Here is a 17,761-nt window from a genome sequence, read left to right on the forward strand (position 1 = left end):
AACTCGGTACGTGGGAGAAGAGATGTCCCTGCCGGAACCGGAGCGGGAGGCCGAAGCAGCGGCGGCCATCGGCTTCGACCTCAGTGAATGCGTCCGGGAGCCCATCCACCGGCTGGGCATGATCCAGTCCCACGGCACGCTGCTCGCGGTGGAGGCCGATACCGGCACCGTGGACACCGCGGCACTGAACACGCGTCGTCTGCTGGGGATTGCCGCCGAGGAGCTGGTCGGAGGGCCCATCACGCGGGTGCTGTCCCCCGAGCACTGGGCCGAGGCGCTCGAGGTCGGCGCTCAGCAGGATGCGGCAAGCCTGGTACTCCCTGTCTCCGTCGACGTGGCGGGCACCCCCCGGATGTTCGACGTGACCGCGCACCGGCAAGGGCCCCTGCTGGTTCTGGAGTGTGAGTCGCGCGCCGTCGCGGCGCCGCACTTCGCGCACTTCTACCAGGGGGTCCGGCGAGCTCTGACGCGTCTGCGGTCCTCGACGACAGCAGCCGAGTGCTGCCAGGCGGCCGCCCGTGAGATCCGGGCGCTGACCGGCTTCGACCGGGTGGTCGCCTACCGCTTCGACGGAGAGAACGGGCCGGGAGAGGTGGTCGCGGAGGACATCACCGAGGGCCGCGAGCCCTGGCTGGGACTCTGGTTCCCCGCCAGCGACATCCCGCCCCAGGCGAGGCGGCTCTACCGCGACAACTGGATCCGGGCGATCGCCGACGTGGACGACACCAGTGTGGGTCTGCACCCTCCGCTCCGAGCCGGTTCGGGCCTGCCACTGGACCTGTCGAACTCCGTGCTGCGCACGGTGTCCGGCTTCCACCTGGAGTATCTGCGGAACATCGGTGTGAAGTCGTCGATGTCGGTGAGCGTCCTCCGGGAAGGCGAACTCTGGGGGCTGATCGCCTGCCATGGCTACGGCGCTGTCACCGTCCCCCCTGAACTGCGGGCGGCGTGTGAGTTCTTCGGTGTGGCCTTCTCCCTCCAGCTCGCGGTCATCGAGGAACGGGAGCAGGCCGAGGCGCTCACCGCGTCCCGCGCGCGCCTCGACCGGATCATCTCCCGGGTCACATCGGACGTGGAGGACTCACTCCTGGCAGGTGACGACGCCCTCAGAGACCTGCTGGACGCCGATGGCGCGGCGCTCTGCCGCGGCGGCCGCGGGACCATCAGCGGGATGAGCGTTCCACCCGCTCTGCTGGAGGCCCTCCAGGCACGCGCGGCAGGGCCGGCACCCGGCACGGTCTGGAGCACGGACCGCCTCTCGGAGGAGCCGGACTGTCCCGACGAGATGACGGAAGACGGCCCGGCAGGGGTCCTGATGGTGACGCTGAGCCGCTCGGGTGACTACCTCGCCTGGTTCCGCAAGGCCCGTCCGACCGCCCGCCAATGGGCCACCGACCCCACCAGGCCCGTCCAGGTCGGCCCGCGAGGCGAACGGCTCACCCCTCGCGGCTCAGGTGCCGTATTCCGCGCGGTGGTGCACGGACAGTGCCTGCCCTGGACGCCGACCGACCGTGCCACCGCGCAGGAGCTCTGGCGCACGCTGACAGGACTCGTACTCCGGCACGAGGCGGAACTCGCGGCGTTGAACGAACAGCTGCGCATCACCAACTCCGACCTCGACTCATTCGCCCACGTGGCAGCTCACGACCTCAAGGAACCGCTGCGAGGCATCTCCAACGCCGCGGCCTTCGTCATCGAGGACGCCGCAGCGGAGCTCGACGCGACCACCGTCCGCCGGATGCACACCATGCAGCGACTGGCCGGCCGGATGGACGACCTGCTCGACTCGCTGCTTCACTTCGCCCGGCTGGGCAGAGGCGGGCTGCACCGCACCCGTGTCCCACTGGACCGGGTGCTGGATTCCGCACTCGAAGTGGCCGGTGACCGCCTGGCCGAGGCCCAGGTGCGGGTCATCAGACATGACCTGCCCGAGGTGTACGCCGACGAGAACCGGCTCTACGAAGTGCTCGTCAACCTCCTGGTGAATGCGGCCAAGTACGCCGCTGACCAGGACGACCGTACGGTCGAGGTCCTGGTGGACAGGCTCCGCCCACCGGCAGGCGGGCCCCCACAGCAGACCGTCGTGGTCCGGGACAACGGCATCGGCATCCCGCCCGACCAGCAGCACGAGGTCTTCGAGCTGTTCCGCAGACTGCACGGGCACGGAGAGCGCGGGGGCGGCACCGGTGTGGGCCTCGCGATCGTCAAGCGGATCGTCGAGCGCCACGGCGGCGAGCTGTGGCTCGACAGCGAACCAGGACGAGGGACCACGTTCTTCTTCACCCTGGGTCAGGAAGGAGGCTGAGCGGCGGGGCCCTCGTCCCCGTCCCTCGCCTTTCTCTGCCAGTAGTCGACAGCCCCCTTCAGCACCGCGCGGAAGAGTTCGAAGTTGACCGGCTTGTAGATGTAACTGTCGGCGCCCGCCGCATAGGTCGTGTCCACCTCGTCCGGTCCGGTGGACGACGTGAAGGCGACTACGGCCACGTCATCCAGTTCGGGCCGGGAGCGGATCGCCCGCAGCACCTCGGCTCCACTGGGACCAGGCAGGTTCAGGTCCAGAAGAACGAGCCCCGGCCGTCGGGCGGCCCCGAGCAACCGCTCGACGAATCCTGTCCCCCGGTCGGTGAATTCCAGTGCCAGACCCGGATGGGTGCGACCGAGCGCCCGTGCGATGGCCTCGGCGTCCTCCGCCGAATCCTCGACCACCCAGACGAGATCGTGGTCGATCCTGTGCTCCCCGGCAGCCCCGCTCATCCGACGCCCTCCGCCCGTGCGACCAGTACGGCGATGTCATCGGCCCCGGTCGCCCGGAACCCCACAACCGCCTCCGCCAGCCGCTCGGCGAACCCCTGGGCATCGCCGGCGCCCTTCTGGGCCACCGCGTCCTGGAGACGTGATTCGAAGAACGTCCCGTCGGCCGCTCTCGCCTCGGTCACTCCGTCGGTGAACATCACCAGCGCGTCCCCCGGCGCCAGGTGCACCGATCCGGATCCGTACTCGATCTCCTCCAGTACGCCCAGCAGATCCCCGTGGGCCGGCAGTTCCTCCACGGTGCCTTCCTCACGCCGCACCAGAGGGGCCGGATGCCCGGCACTCCAATAGCGCACACCGAACCCCTCTCCGTCGGTCACCAGCACCGCTACGAGCGCCGTCACGAAGCGTGATGTGCCCTCCCTGACGAGGGCCTGATTCAGCCGCCCCAGTGCGTGCTCGGGCGTGCTGCCGTCCTCGAGAAGGGTGCGCAGGGTATGGCGGGCCAGCCCCGTGAGTGCCGCTGCCTCCGCCCCGCGACCGCAGACGTCACCGATGAGGAGGGTCACACCCCCCTCCGCACCCGGGACGGCGTCGTAGAAGTCACCGCCCACATCGAGAGAGACGTCACCCACTTCGTACGCGGAACTCAGCGTGAGTCCCGGAATCCGCGGTAGCTCCCTCGGGAGCAGATGCCGCTGGAGGGAGACCACGTGGCGGCGCCGCTGTTCGTACAGGGTGCTGCTGTCGATGGCCAACGCGGCCCGGTCGGCCAGACCGGCGAGGAACCGCGAGGCCCCCTCGGCCACGTCCACCCGGTGGTACAGGAAGGTCAGGGTGCCCAGGGTCCGGCCCCGGGCCTGGAGCGGGTTCACACTGATCGCGCGCACGGCACGGCCCGCCCCGGACGAGGCGGGCCCGAAGGGCCCACCTTCCAGCGCCTCACCCTTCAGTGCCACAGCCTGGCCGCTGTCGAGCACCCGCCGCAGCACATCCGTCAGCCAGGCGTCCTGGGCCGCAACCCTGCCGAGCCACTGCTGCTCACCGGCGTCCATGTGCGCGAAGGACACGGGTGTCAGACCCTCGGGAAGACGCAGATGCAGGACGCACCCCTCGGCGATGGCCGGAACGGCCGTACGAGCCACCCGCCGCACGGTGCTCTCCACATCAAGGCTCGAATCCATCTGCAACGACGCCTCCGCCAGGAAGGCGTCACTCACCTGACGCACCTCGTCGTCGCGCCGCGCCATGATGCGCGTGTCCGAGACCATGGCGACCTCGGCCACCTGCTTCAGCCGGGTCCGCAGCGTCACATCGACTGCGCCCCTGTCCGCGGTGCCGACCATGAACGACGCCCAGCCGCCCTGCCCCAGCGGCACGGCGCACTCGGCCACGCTCCGCGCTCCGGCTGCCGCCAGCACCTGGACATGCGGCATGGCACCGTCGAGCCCCGACACATCGTGAACCGTGACAGTCGGATCACGGTCCGGAGCCCCGGCGGCGCCGGATTCGCCGTACTCCTGTTCGATTTCCACGAGCGTCGGCATCGGCTCCGCCAAGGTGACACCGCGCAGATAGTGCAGCAGCCCCCCGCTCCAGCGGGTACCCACGACGGCCAGAACGCCAGGCATACGGAGCAGCATGTCGTAGAGGGAGCCGGCCAGCCCCGACACGTCCTGCGCCGTTTCGGCGACGCGCCAGAGCTCATGCAGACGGCCGGACCACCATCCGTCATCCGCGTGACGGGAAGCTCTGCCCTCGTGCTGCTCCACCGCTGATCCGCCGTCCCGTATCGCCACTGTCGGCCCCGGCCCGTCATGGGAAACGCTATGCCACCCCACGACTGAGCGCCTCCGGCGCGGTCCCGGTGGCGCCTCGCAAGAGACAAGAGACAAGAGACAAGAGACAGGAGACGCGGGGGCCGGTGCTCGCCTGTGCCTCGCAGGGCGGGCGTCCCGTACGCCGGCATGGCGAAGGGCATGCTCATGGCTCCGTGCCATGAGCATGCCCCCTCAGTCAGTGGAGGTGTGCAGGGAGAAGCCTTGGCATGCTCCTGTGGAGGTGCACCCCGCACTCCGAAGCGTTCGGAGCCCGGGTCCTACTTGCGGAGCTGGTTGTAGGTGCCGTAGGCCATCGCGTACTGGCCCCACCTGTTCGGGTGCGCCGGTGCGAGCTTCGTTTCGATGGGCTCGATCCACCGGTCTGCTTCGTTCTGGCACATGTCATGGCCGATGGTCATCGTGTACGTGTCGGCGTACTCCGCGCCGGCGCTCTTGGCGCTGTCGGCGAGGGCCTGGTTGAGCTTCTTGTTCACATCGCGGAGGTAGGGCACGTCGCCGTCCGCGAACGGGACGCCGGGACGGCAGGCCTTGCCGTCGTCCGGCACGAGCGACGGATAACCGACCACCAGTACCCGGGCCTTGGGCGCAAGGGCGCGTATGTACTCCAGGCTGACCGTGAGCTTTGCCGCCGTGGAGTTGATGCGCGTGGTGATGGCATCGCTGCCGGACGCGTTGTACTGCGTCTTGCAGGGGCTGCCGGTCGGATCACTGAAGCTGCCGACGACGCAGTTGGTGATGATCTCGGTGAACCCGATGTCATTGCCCCCGATGGTCAGCGTGACCAGATCGGTGTCGGCCGACAGGGCGCTGAGCTGGGCCGGGTTGGTGCCCTGAGCCTTGGCCATCTCTGCCGTGGTGGCACCACTGCAGGTGACGTTCTTGAAGGACTTCGCCTTCACTGCCCCGGCAATCACCGCAGGATAACTTTCCTGGGTGCGATCGCAGTCGGCGTCATCCACCAGGCTGAGTCCCGCGCCGGAGCCGTACGAGTCGCCGAGCGCCACGTAGTTGTCGTAGGTCGGCTGGTCCGGCTCGGCAGCAGATGCGGCCGGGGCCATGAAGCCACCGAGCAGCCCGGCAGTGGTGCCGAGCGCCGCCACAGCCAGTGACGCGGTGCGGGCAGTGCTACGGAAAGTGCGTGCGAGTTGAGTCATCGTGCCTTCAGGGAGAGGGAGTTGATGGTCTACGGCATCGACTATGAGGGGTTTCGGATGTCCCAGGTTCCCTGCCTGACGCACCAGTTCCGCTCAGTCTCAGTTCGTCTCGGCCGGTGGACAGTGGGCCGCAGTCAGCCTTCGACGGGCCCGGGTCTGTTCGAGGACGGCGCCGGGACGAATTCCCCGAGCTCAGGTCACGACCCGGGCCGCCCTGTGGAACAGGTGGTACTCCACCGAAGCGGTAGTCAGGCCCTCGCCGCACGGTGCGTCGAGGGCCTGGGACCGGACGAGACGGCCCGCCGGATCGAGGGCGTCCTCGGGGTTCCACCGGGCGCCGAGCAGCCCAGCGCGCCCGTCACCGAGGACCAGCCCGTCGCCCCGGCGGAGAGACGATCCCGGCCGGCCGGCATCTGCCGCCACCGAGACTCGACTTCGCATGGCACACGGCGAACCGGGCGAGATCGGAGCTAGAGTCGGAGCGGGAGCCGGGGCCGCAGGCGGGCCTTGGCCTCGAGCCGCAGGCGGCGCCGTCCCCACCGTCGGACGTACCCCCTGTGCGCCCGACAAGGTCCCGGTCCGCTTCCGCCCAGGCCGCACCGGCCGATGGTGGCGCGCTGATCGCCGGCCTCGACGCCGATCCGAGCGGCACCGACACACTCACCGACGGCCGGCGCAGCGGTTTCCGAACAAGAACGATGCCGAGGAGCACTGACGATGACCAGCACGACAGCACGATCCCGGCGCATACCGGGACGAGTGCCGACAGACGCTTACCCCGGTGAAGAGCGGCTTGTCGTCGGCACCGTCCGTAAGGGTGCGCTGTGACCGCCCGGGGCACGGACGGAGACGACGCGGTGCAACCGGAGACGCCCGGTCGCACCGGCCCTCTCGTGCGCCGGGCCGTCGGCGCGACCGGGGGGCGGAAGCCGGGTTCGTCGCCCCGGCCGCGGCCAGGCAGCGGATTCCGCGCCGACGGGGAACGGCCGGACGGGCGTCGGACGGACGACGAAGCGCCGGTGGCCACGTCCGCCTCCTCCGACCACGCACACACGCGGGCGGGGCACGAGGCTGAGGCGGAGGATTCGGACGAGGCAACCAAAGCGCTGCGCGAACGGCTGAAGAGCCTACGCGAGCAGCGGGACGCCCTGACGCAGACGCAGACCGAGGAGGGGGAGGGGCCGGCCACCGGGGTCGCCGCGATGGCCGGACCGGACCACCCGGAGCACCTGGACGCCCGAGCGTGGCAGGACGGCGAAGTGCCGCGGGAACCGTCGGACGACCGTCGCTCACGCGGCCGCCGGATGAAGGTGCTGTCGGCCGTTGGGGGTGTTGTGGCGGTGATCTTGATCGCCCTTCCGTTCCTGACTCACGGCAAGGGATCGACGGACGGCGCGAGCAAGGTCTCGGCTGCCGACTCGACCACATCGCCGGAGGCGAGGAGCAGCCTGGCCGGCGTGCCAGGAGGGCTGGAAACCGCGTCGCCGGCACCCAAGAAGCCCGCCGACAAGAGCAAGAGCACAAAGGCCACTTCCCCCAGCGCAGGGACCGCGAAGCACACCTCACCGACGGGGCGGGCGACCGCCCAGGCCGAGATCCCGGAACACGTCGAGGACGACGCAGGCACGAAGACCCCGGCGCCCGTCGTCATCAAGCCGGTCGCGAAGCTGCGCGCCGCCACCTCCTGGAAGTCCGAACGGCTGCAGCTGGGCATGCAGGCCGACGGCAACCTCGTGCTCTACGACCGGCAGGAAAAGCGGGTGATGTGGGCGGCCGGCACCTCCGGCAGCAAGAACGTGGCGGCCTTCCAGGATGACGGCAATCTCGTCATCCGCACCGCGGCCGGTCAAGCGATATGGGCCTCGAATCCCGCCGGCTTCACGAATGCCACCCTGGTCATCCAGCCCGACGGCAACGTCGTCATCAGGGCCGGTGGGAAGCAGGTGTGGGCCACGAACACACACATCTGACGGCCGCCTGCGGCCAGGCAGGCCCCGGGCCCCCAGGACGGCGGTCGCCGAGCGGCTCTGCGGTTCGGTCCCGGGGGCGTGCTGCGCGGCCTCGACCTTCACCGGACGACGCAGGTGCGGGCCCCCCGTACCGCCAGTCCGGAGCACTCGGCTGAGCGGTCCGCATGCCCGACTGCATTCGCTCTGTGTGGGGGATCTGGGCGGGTCCGCGCGAGGTTCGGTAAAGAAGATCACCGTCAAGCGCGGGATGGGTACACTCCGTCATCTGTGCCGACGTGGTCGGCTGTGTGGCGAGGGGTGGGGCGGTACTGGTGACGCCGGAGGCCGGGGGCAGGATCGCCGACCGTTATCTCCTGCAGGAGCCCATCGGCAGAGGCGGGATGGGTGTCGTCTGGTTGGCCTGGGACGAGCGGCTCGAACGGTCGGTCGCGGTCAAGTGCGCACGGCTGGACGATGACCGGGCCGCGCGACGGCTCATGAGCGAGGCGCGTAACGCCGGGCGGCTGCACCACCCGAACATCGTGGGCGTCTTCGACTTCGTCGACGAGGGTGGCACCTGCTGGATCATCATGGAGTACGTCCCCTCGCGCAGTCTCGCGCAGATCGTGGCGGAGGGCGGGCTGCTCACGCCGGAGGAGGCCGGGTCGATCGGCTGCCAGATCGCGGCCGCACTGGCGAAGTCGCACAACGAGGGCGTGGTGCACGGGGACGTGACGCCGGAGAACATCCTCGTGACCGACGAAGGCATCGCGAGACTGACCGACTTCGGGATCTCGCGGGCCCTGTGGAGTGACGTCACCCACAGCACCACGGCCGGCGTGCGTGGCAAACCCCGGTATCTGGCACCGGAGGTGGCCAAGGGGCAGTCCGCGTGTGAGAAGTCCGATGTGTTCTCCCTGGGTGCCTCCTTGTTCTGGGCGGTCGAGGGCCAGTCGCCGTACGGGGAGGCCGAACACCTCATGGCGTATCTGGCCCGGGCCGTCGAGGGACACATCGAGCCCATGCACCGGGCCGGTCCGCTGTACGGGCCGCTCACCGCTCTGCTGGAGGTGGAGCCCGGGAGCCGGCCCGACGCCCCCAGGGCTCAGAAGCTGCTGACGCGCGCCGCACCCCCGCCCCCTCACGTTCAGGAGCAGTTGAACGACGGCCGTACGCGGGACCTGGGGCCCCGCACACTCCGCTTGTCGCGACTCCTCAACCACTCGCGGGACTTCACGCCCTTCATGCTTCGGCCGCCACGGCCCGTACGCCGACGACGCCACCCTTTGGCGGTCACGGTGGTGGCGCTGGTCACGGCGGGTGCGATCGCGGCCGGTCTCTTCCTGTTCGGCCCGTGGGGCTCGAAGGACGAGGGCGACAGGAGTGGCCGTAACGACGTGACCGACGCGAAACCGTCGGCCACGGCGCAGGCCGGTGCGATCGGCGACGAGCGTACGGCGGATCCGTGCGGGCTGCTCGGCGCGGCCTCGTTGAGCCGCTTCGGCAGCACAGCACTGGACCCTGACTACGGGGAGGTCGACCGGTGCGACGTCCTGGTGCGCAACAGCAGCGGTGACGACATCGCGGACGTCGAGGTCAATCTCGACTCGGACCGGGACGAATTCGACGAGGTCCTGTCCACCCGCGTGGTGGGCAGCGTGACGGTTGTGACACTCAAACGTGAGGAGGAAGCCTGCGATCGGGCCGTCCTGACCCCTGACGCCAAGCAGATCCGCGTCAGAGGGAAGCAGCTCGGCGAGGCGGCCCCCGACCCGTGCCTGATGGCCGACGCGGCAACCGATCACGTGGTCGGCGTGCTGGCCGACGGCCCGGTGCCCCGGCGTTCGCCGGCGCCGGCCACGAACTCCCTGGCCCGGCTCGACACCTGCACACTGCTCGGCGCCGACGAGCTCAAGCGGCTTCCCGGCGTCGAGATGGACAACCAGGACCGAGGCTTCGGTTCCTGGGACTGCGACTGGTCGAGCGGCGACGGCAACCGCGCGGTGGAGATCCAGATCAGTCGGGACAACTCGCTGGACACCGACGACGGAACACCGGTGAACGTGGCCGGCACGGAGAGCTACTTCATCGCGGACGAGGCCGAGGACGACAGCTGCACCGTACGGACCCCGCACCGCACCTACACGGACTCGGTCGGTGACCGGACGACCGAACTCCTCCAACTGACCGTGTACGCCCCGCAGCCGGCCAAGCAACTGTGCGCCACCGCCGCGGGGATCGCGGCCGACGTCGTACGGAACATCGCGAAGCGACTGCCGGAAGCGTGACGTGACCGTATGAAGAACTTCCCGCTCCGGGCGGGGCCGGCTCGTCGACGAGGATGAAGGCCACCTGCACGGTGGCCTTGAGCGCACGTCGGACAGCAGCTGAGTGGGGGCTTTTCACCGCATTCTACGAGTCGGGCGCCATGGTGCAGAGCCCTACGTCGGCGGTGTCGGTCCGGTTCGTCAGGCGATGGCGGGGACGGCCTCGTCCTGGCTGGTGGCCCAGTTGGTGACGATGGGCTTGTTGACGTTGGCGGTGTCGGGGAGCTTGAGTTCGGCGGGGTCGGGATCGTCGTTGGTGAGGGAGATGATGACGTTCTCGAACTCGATGCCGTCATTGCTGTTGACGCTCTTGGGGCTGATACCGGTGTAGGCGGCGGTCGAGCCGGTGAGCTTGATGGGGTCCTCGCCGCCCTGTCCGACGGGGGAGGCGAGACCGTCGGCCTCGGACCCGAACTGCACGCTCGGGGTGTTCACGTCCAGGTAGCAGGTGATGCCGGACTTGGCCTTGGCGGTGACGAGGTAGTAGCCGCCGGCCTGGGACTCCGAGGTGAGCGTGAAGTCCAGGTCGTTGGTGCCGCAGGACTGCCCGTAGCCACTCTTCTCGCCGTCGCCGGAATCGGCGGCCTTGGCATTGGAGTCGCTGGGGGCGGAGGTGGAACCGCTGGAACCGGAGTCGCTGGAACCGGAGCCGCTGGTGGAGGGGCTGTCGGTCCCGCCGCCGGCGGTGGAGGGAGCCGAGGAGCTGCTGGTGTTCGCGACGTCGTCGGGGCTGCAGGCGGTGGAGGTGGCGGCGAGGGCCGTCACGGCCGCGGCGGCGAGGGCGAGACGGGCGGAACGGGTGGCGAGGCGCGAACGCATCATGATCTCCAGCGGCTTTTGGTTGCGGTGCTTCCTGCTTGCACCGATGACTCTAGGACCGAGGCGATCCTGAAATGATCCTGCGCGTGTCCGGGTTCTGTCTCAGCGACATACCTGCGGAAGAAGGGTTCGGGTTGTGCCGCCCCGGCCAAGGGGCACGTCGTGTCGGGCGCGGGGATGCGGGCGGGGTCGCAGCCGTCGCCGTCATCCGGTGAGGCGCGCGTTCGGCAAGCCGTAGCGTCGCCGGCCTGGAGCTTCTTCCACGGAACGGGTGACAGGAACCGAACTCGCGCTCCGAGCCCGTGAATCACCCGACACCGGGCGGTCGCTCCATGGGCACCGGCGGGCCGCGAGCGGCAGGCGGCCCGCGACCCCGGTTCCGTCACCGCCGGGGCGAGTCGAACGTACTGGGCGCGGGCAACAGCGGCAAGCGCGTCCACGGGGCAGCGCGCCTCGCCGCGACGTTCCCGAAACAGGCTGCGGGGGATACGTTGGCGGCCGTTCCTGGTGAACGTTGCTCTGTCTCCCAATCCCTCGCTCCCCGGTCTCAGGGGGCGAGCCAACGTGCCCCGAACGAGAGGGTGAAGTCGAGTGACCGAACCGTTTGCGCAGGTCGGTGCCGATGGGTCGGCCCGCCGGCCGTGGCGGGATTCGTCCTTGCCGGTGAGCGATCGAGTAGCGGATCTGCTGAGCCGGATGACCCTGGAAGAGAAGGTCGGGCAGCTCGGATCGTACTGGGCGGCGCCGCTGCGCCCCGGTGGGCCGGTGGTGCCGGTGCCGGAGTGGGCCACCGACCCGCTGCCGCCGCAGCTGTCGGAGGCGGCCGCGGTCGGCCTCGGCCAGCTCACGAGGGTGTACGGCACCGAACCCGTGCTCCCGGCGGCGGGACTGGAGCGGTTGCGCCTGCTCCAGCGGACCGTGGTCGCGGCGAACCGGTTCGGGATCCCGGCGCTGGTGCACGAGGAGTGCCTCACCGGTCTTCTGTCCTGGACTGCCACGGTGTTCCCCACCCCGCTGGCCTGGGGTGCGTCCTTCGATCCCGGGTTGGTGGAGGAGATGGCGGCGGCCACCGGGGGCAGCCTGCGCAAGCTCGGCGTCCACCTGGGGCTGGCGCCGGTCCTCGACGTGACACGCGACTACCGGTGGGGCTGCACGGAAGAGACCATCGGCGACGATCCTCACTTGGTCGCGACTCTGGGCGCCGCCTACGTAAGGGGGCTGGAGGGCGCGGGTGTGGTGGCCACGGTCAAGCATTTCGCCGGGTACTCGGCCTCGGCGGCCGGGCGGAACATGGCTCCCGTGGCCTGCGGCCCCCGCGAGTTCACCGATGTCATCCTGGAGCCCTTCGTGGCCGGGCTGCGCGACGGTGGGGCGCGCGCCGTCATGGTCTCGCAGGCCGACGTCGACGGGGTTCCCACCACCGCCGACCGGCACCTGCTCACCGACGTGCTGCGTGGCGAACTAGGCTTCACCGGCCTCGTACTGGCCGACTACTTCGCGGTCTGGAACCTCAAGAACCAACACGGTGTCGCGGATTCGCGCGGCGACGCCGCCGCCCTGGCGCTGCGGGCCGGCATCGACATGGAGCTTCCCACGGTCCACTGCTTCGGACGGCCGCTGATCGAACAGGTGTATGAGGGTCTCGTGCCCGAGGAGCAGGTGGACCTGGCGGCTTCCCACGTGCTGTCTCTCAAGTGCGAGCTGGGGATGCTCGACGATACGTGGGAGACCGAACTCGACGCTCTCCCGGCCCTCGGCCCCGATGACCTGGACCCGCCCGAGCACCGGGCGATGGCGCGCCGGCTCGCCGAGGAGTCGGTGGTCCTCCTGGCCAATGACGGCACGCTGCCGCTCGCAGGGGGGTCCGTCGCGCTGACCGGTCCGCTGGCGGAGGATCCGCTGGCCATGCTCGGCTGCTATGCCTTCATCAACCACAACTCCCTCGACCACTTGGAGGAGATGGCGTCGCGCGTGGGCCTGGAGTCCGGTGTGGTGACCCCCACCCTGCCCGCCGCGCTGGCTGCGGAGCTGCCGGACGCGAAGATCCGGGTCGCGGCCACCGGGCGCGTCGACGGAGTGGAGGACCCGGACATCGCCCTCGCGGTGGCCGCCGCGCGTGATGCCGACGTGTGCGTCCTGGCGATCGGTGACCGGGCCGGGCTGTTCGGCCTGGGCACCTCCGGCGAGGGCAGCGACGCGCAGACGCTGGCGCTCCCCGGCCGGCAGGCCGACCTCGCCCGGGCCGTCCTGGACACCGGCACGCCCACGGTCGTCGTGCTGATCTCAGGCCGCCCCTACGCGCTGGGCGAGGTGGCCGAACGTGCGGCGGCGGTCGTCCAGGCGTTCTTCCCCGGCGAGGAGGGAGCGGCCGCGATCGCCGGGGTGCTGTCCGGCAGAGTCGAGCCGTCAGGACGGCTGCCGGTGAGCATGCCCGGCCATTCGGGCGCCACGCTGGGGACTTACCTGCATCCGCCACTGGCCGGAGCCACCGAGGTGAGCGCCGCGGATCCCACTCCGCTCTTTCCTTTCGGACACGGCCTCACGTGGACCACCTTCGCGTACGAGGACCTCGTGCTGGACGCCGAGACCATTCCCACCGACGGGACCGTGCACATCAGCGCCACCGTACGCAACGAAGGGCTGAGGGCCGGGACGGAGGTGGTCCAGTTGTACCTCGCCGACCCTGTGGCGTCGGTGGTGCGGCCGATCCGCTGGCTCGCCGGCTACGCGCGGGTACGGCTCGAACCGGGGCATGCCGCCAGGGTCGAGTTCACCGTTCACGCCGACCGGGTCTCCTTCACCGGGCAGGATCTGCGGCGCAGGGTGGAACCCGGTCTGATCCACGCCGAGGTCGGGCGGTCGAGTGCCGACCTCCCGCTGCGTGGGTCGTTCGTCCTCGAAGGCTCCGATCGCGTCGTGGGCCTGGACCGGGTTCTCACCGTGCCGGTGCGCGCCACGCGGCTATGAGGGATCGGCTACCGCCTCGCGCGGGCCGTGCGGTGCCCGCCTGATCAGCTGGTCGATCAGTAGCACGGCCAGCGCCACGGCGGGCAGCAGGCCGCCTGCCAACACGACGGCGCGGACGCCGAAGGCGGGCAGGAGCAGGCCGCCGAGCGCGGCCCCGGCGGCCGTCCCCGCGTTGAACACCGCGTTTCCGCCGGCGGAGGCGATGTAGAGGTTGCCGGGGGCGACCGCCAGGAGTTCACTCGTCAGAGTCGTGATCATGGTGAACAGTGCGACACCCGAGGCCGCCATCAGCACGGCGGCGATGAGCGGCACCGTCCCCGCCAGATACATGCCGATCAGCGAGACGGACAGCAGGGCCACCGGCACCGTCGTCGCCAGCTTCGCGTGGCGGTCCGCGAGGTTGCCGGCCAGGGCCACCGAGGCCACACCGGCCACGCCGCGTAACAGCAGCAGAGGGCTGATCGCCTGCGTGGAGAACCCGCTCACGTCCGTGAGGAAGGGCACGGTGTAGGTGAACGCCGTCGACAGACCCGTCATCGCCAGCACGATCGTCACCAGCAGCACGACGTAACGGCGGGTGTCCGGCACTGTGGTGCCGGACACCTGTGTCTTCCCGACCGCCGTGGTCGGCAGGAAGACGATGACGGTGATGAGCGCGATCAGGCCGAGCGCGCTCAGAGCCACGAACGCCGGCCGCCACCCCGCCTGCTGGCCGATCCAGCTTCCGGCGGGGACGCCGAGGATGGTCGCCAGGGAACTGGCCCCGTACACCGCGGCGATGATCCGGCCCCGCATCGACGGCGGGAAGAGCCCGGTGGCGGTGACCGTGACCACCGCCCAGAAGACGGCGTGCACCAGCGCCGTCACGGCACGCGAGGCCAGCAGCAGGGCGAAGTTCGGTGCCGCGGCCGAACCCAGACTGGCCACCACGAACAGCATCATCAGGCCCAGCAGCAGCGGGCGGCGCGGTATCCGGCTGGTGGCGTACGTCAGGGGGATGGTCAGCAGCATCACGGTCAGGGCGTAGCCCGTGACCAGCTGACCCACGGCCGACAGCGACACCCCGAGGCCGGACGAGATCTGCGGGAGCAGTCCGGCCGGCAGGTTCTCCGTGGTCACGACGCAGAAGGTGGCGACCATGAGCGCGCCCAGCGCCGCGATCGCGGCCGGCCTGACCTCGGTGCCGGGGCCGGCCGGCCGGCGCCGCGGCATTCAGCCCCTCCCGTCGGGCGTGGTCTCCCGACCGTGGGCGAGCTTGGCGTCGTCGGCGTGGAGGAGGGGCACGTCCTCGGCAACGCCCCGGCCTTCGGCGAGCCGCAGACTCACATCGAGGATGTGCAGGGAGAAATCAGCCGACAAGAAGGGCTGTCCGCCCGTCAGAACCGCCCGTGCCATGTCGGCGATCCCGGCCCCGACGGTCAGGTCGTGGGTGTCCTCGTAGCGGTGGACGGCGGCAGGGAGGATGAACGGGAGCTGCTCGGCCTCGGCGAGATACCCGTTGGTCTTGCCGCTCGCCTTGATCCGGCGCTGGAGCAGTACCGGTGACGACGCCTGCCATACGTCCTTCACCGACAGGCAACCCTGGTCGCCCACGATGGTGAGGGCCATGTCGGCGGGAGCCACCCACCCGATGCTGATCCGGCAGACGGCGCCGTTCGCGAACTCCAGGAAGCCGAAGGAGACATCGGGCGCCACCTCGGTCAAGGTGGGCCATTCATGGCCCAGGAGCAGCGCGTTGTGCCCAGCCATGCGGACCACGGGGCCGAACATGGCTATGAGCCAGCTCAATTGGTATCCGGCGTGCTCCATGACGCAGCCGTTGGGCACCTCGTCCATGTACGGCCAGGGCACTCCGCGGCGGCTGCGCCACTCGGTGTACGGCATGAATGCCAGGGCTCCCATGTCGAGATTGGCGTACGCGAGTCGCGGTGCGCCGATCAGGCCGTCACCGACCGCCTTCACCAGGGTCTGCGCCGACCGGCTGAAGACGGTGGAGGGGGCGCTGGACAGCAGTAGGCCGCGTTCCGCGGCCAGTTCGACCAGTTCGGTGGCCTGGTCCAGCGCAGGGGCGAGCGGTTTCTCGGAGTAGACATGCTTGCCGGTGAGAAGTGCCGCCTTGGTGACGGGGTGGTGCTGGCTCACCGGGGTCAGGTTCGCCACGATGCCGACCTCGGGATCGGCCAGGACTGCTTCCAGGCTCTCGTAGACCCGGCCGCCGTACTCGGCGACGAACGTGCGGGCGCGCTCGCCGTCGATGTCGAAGGCACCTTTGACGTCGACCTGCGGGTAGTTGGCCAGAGTGGCTCCGTAGAAGTCGGCGGCGTATCCGCAGCCGACGAACACCAGGCCTACTGCTTGCTGCTGTGCTGCGCCTGATGAGGCACGGCCCGTCTCAGGGTTCGGCATGCGTTCTCCTCCGTGCTCGAAAGGGGGGCGAAAAGCGGTCGAAAAGGGGCCGGAACGCGGTGGGAGCGGGGCCGGAGGCGAGTTGGGCGGGGGCGTCGCGCGGCGGGCTATCCGTTCTCGGGGCGATCGCCGTACCAGGAGGCGGTCTGTCGCTTGCCGAGCAGAGCGGGGCAGCCGCAGTCGGGCGGCCCCGCGTCGCTCACTGCTTCCAGCACGTCGGCCATGACCTTTTCCAGGGATGCCCCGTGCTGCTGACGGGTATGACCGATGCCCTCGATGCTGACCGATTCGTCGTGGCCGAGACCGGCCGCGACATTGGTGATGATCCCGACGCTGGCGTAGCACAGCCCCGCCTCGCGAGCCATGACCGCTTCGGTGGAACCGGTGTGCCCGACGACGTCGCCGCCGAGGATTCCGTACATCCGCACCTCTGCGGCGGTTTCGAAGCGCGGCCCGTCGACGCCGACGTAGCAGCCGCCGTCGTGCATCGGCGCGCCGACGCGTCGGGCCGCGTCGTTCATGTGCGTACGCAGCCGGGCGCAGTAGGGCTGCGTCATGTCGGCGAAGCAGAAACCGTCGTCACCGTAGAGTGTGGGAGGCCGGTGCCGGGTGAAGTCGATGAACTGGTCGAGGTTGACCAGCGTCCCGACCGCGAGGTGTCGTCGGATGGATCCGACCGCACAGGTCGAGAGCACGCTGCGAGCGCCGACGGACCGCAGTGCGCTGACGATTCCCCGGTAGTTCACGCGACCCGGCTCCAGGGGATGGCGTGCTCCGCCCCGGGTCACCATGGCCACGCGCGCAGCGCCCCACATTCCGACGTCCACGGCCACGTCTCCGAAGCGCGTACCGACGACCTGGCGGTCGTGGTCCGCTATGAAGTCAGGCGGCCGCAGACTGCTCGTGGCAATCAGGCCGACGAGGGTGTCACCCATCTGCGCTTTCCTCATTCCATGGTCGCGACGAGCCGGGCGCGGGCGGGTGATTCGATGTATTCGATTGCCTCCAGCGCACTGCCCACGATGACGAAGGGCTTCTCCTCAGGGAGGAAACGGCGCCCGGCGAAACCGTCGACCAGCTCGACGAACGATTCCCAGAATCCCTGAGTATTGACCAGGACGACGGGCCTGTCCTCGATCCCCATCGCCTTCATCGAAATAACCTCAAGGAGCTCGTCCAACGTTCCGTAGCCGCCCGGGAGGCACACGAATCCGTCGGAGAGATCCATCATGATCGATTTACGCCGGGCCAGGTCCTCGGTGACGACGACTTTCTGCGACGGTATGGCGTCGTTCTTTTCGCGGTCGCGCAGGAATTCCGGGATGATGCCGACGATGCTGCCGTTGTTGTCGGCCACGCCACGTGCCACCGCACCCATGACCCCGATACCGCCGGCGCCGTAAACCAGCCGGTGGTTTCCGGCGGCCAGCCGTTTACCGAGCTCATAGCCGACTTGCGTGTAGACGGGGGAATCCCCCGCGGAGGCGCCGCAGAACACGCATATTGACAGACCCCCATTATTGGCCATTTCCGACCATCCCATCCGT

13 protein-coding genes are annotated in these 17,761 nt (G+C 69.7%); 4 read left to right on the forward strand and 9 right to left on the reverse strand.

The genetic code is table 11. The features are described 5' to 3' along the window. Positions 1-22: 22 nt before the first annotated feature. A complete protein-coding gene (locus tag ACIREO_RS32125) occupies positions 23-2,305 on the forward strand; it encodes an ATP-binding protein (protein WP_404116574.1) in 2,283 nt (760 codons plus the stop codon). Here the strand turns inward: ACIREO_RS32125 and ACIREO_RS32130 are convergent. The 4 genes from ACIREO_RS32130 to ACIREO_RS32145 form a co-directional block, all read right to left on the reverse strand. Further along, complete coding sequence (locus ACIREO_RS32130; protein WP_404116576.1) at positions 2,290-2,754, reverse strand: response regulator; 465 nt, start codon at positions 2,752-2,754, stop codon at positions 2,290-2,292. The two genes, ACIREO_RS32125 and ACIREO_RS32130, sit on opposite strands and share 16 nt — an antisense overlap. Further along, positions 2,751-4,523: a PP2C family protein-serine/threonine phosphatase gene (locus tag ACIREO_RS32135; RefSeq protein ID WP_404116578.1), complete on the reverse strand. Its 1,773-nt coding sequence runs from the start codon at positions 4,521-4,523 to the stop codon at positions 2,751-2,753. Before ACIREO_RS32135 ends, ACIREO_RS32130 begins: the two co-directional genes overlap by 4 nt. Positions 4,524-4,849: 326 nt before the next feature. Continuing rightward, complete coding sequence (locus tag ACIREO_RS32140) at positions 4,850-5,746, reverse strand: SGNH/GDSL hydrolase family protein (protein WP_404116580.1); 897 nt, start codon at positions 5,744-5,746, stop codon at positions 4,850-4,852. Between the two features lie 192 nt (positions 5,747-5,938). Then, positions 5,939-6,187, reverse strand: a complete 249-nt coding sequence (locus ACIREO_RS32145) for a hypothetical protein (protein ID WP_404116582.1) — start codon at positions 6,185-6,187, stop codon at positions 5,939-5,941. Between the two features lie 578 nt (positions 6,188-6,765). Between ACIREO_RS32145 and ACIREO_RS32150 the strand changes: the two genes are divergently transcribed. Beyond that, positions 6,766-7,716 (forward strand): hypothetical protein, encoded by a 951-nt coding sequence (locus tag ACIREO_RS32150; RefSeq protein ID WP_404116584.1) that lies wholly within the window; start codon positions 6,766-6,768, stop codon positions 7,714-7,716. 311 nt (positions 7,717-8,027) lie between these two features. Beyond that, positions 8,028-9,983: a serine/threonine-protein kinase gene (locus ACIREO_RS32155; protein ID WP_404116586.1), complete on the forward strand. Its 1,956-nt coding sequence runs from the start codon at positions 8,028-8,030 to the stop codon at positions 9,981-9,983. Positions 9,984-10,163: 180 nt separating this feature from the next. Here the strand turns inward: ACIREO_RS32155 and ACIREO_RS32160 are convergent, their stop codons facing one another. Continuing rightward, a complete protein-coding gene (locus tag ACIREO_RS32160) occupies positions 10,164-10,841 on the reverse strand; it encodes a hypothetical protein (RefSeq protein ID WP_404116738.1) in 678 nt (225 codons plus the stop codon). A gap of 696 nt (positions 10,842-11,537) precedes the next feature. On the opposite strand from ACIREO_RS32160, the gene ACIREO_RS32165 reads away from it, so the two are divergent. Next, positions 11,538-13,808, forward strand: coding sequence for a glycoside hydrolase family 3 N-terminal domain-containing protein (locus tag ACIREO_RS32165; RefSeq protein WP_404116740.1), 2,271 nt, complete (start codon positions 11,538-11,540; stop codon positions 13,806-13,808). On the opposite strand, the gene ACIREO_RS32170 is transcribed toward ACIREO_RS32165, so the two are convergent. From ACIREO_RS32170 to ACIREO_RS32185, 4 genes are all read right to left on the reverse strand, one after another. Next, positions 13,803-15,020 (reverse strand): MFS transporter, encoded by a 1,218-nt coding sequence (locus ACIREO_RS32170; RefSeq protein ID WP_404116588.1) that lies wholly within the window; start codon positions 15,018-15,020, stop codon positions 13,803-13,805. The two genes, ACIREO_RS32165 and ACIREO_RS32170, sit on opposite strands and share 6 nt — an antisense overlap. Beyond that, positions 15,021-16,214 (reverse strand): Gfo/Idh/MocA family protein, encoded by a 1,194-nt coding sequence (locus ACIREO_RS32175; protein ID WP_404116590.1) that lies wholly within the window; start codon positions 16,212-16,214, stop codon positions 15,021-15,023. Between the two features lie 107 nt (positions 16,215-16,321). Then, entirely contained in the window at positions 16,322-17,149 is an 828-nt protein-coding gene (locus tag ACIREO_RS32180; protein ID WP_404116592.1) for an MTAP family purine nucleoside phosphorylase, read from the reverse strand. A gap of 11 nt (positions 17,150-17,160) precedes the next feature. Beyond that, on the reverse strand, positions 17,161-17,757 hold the full coding sequence (locus tag ACIREO_RS32185) for a TIGR00730 family Rossman fold protein (protein WP_404116593.1): 597 nt from the start codon (positions 17,755-17,757) through the stop codon (positions 17,161-17,163). Positions 17,758-17,761 lie beyond the last annotated feature (4 nt).

Source organism: Streptomyces sp. NPDC102441, from assembly GCF_044765585.1.
GTDB lineage: Bacteria > Actinomycetota > Actinomycetes > Streptomycetales > Streptomycetaceae > Streptomyces.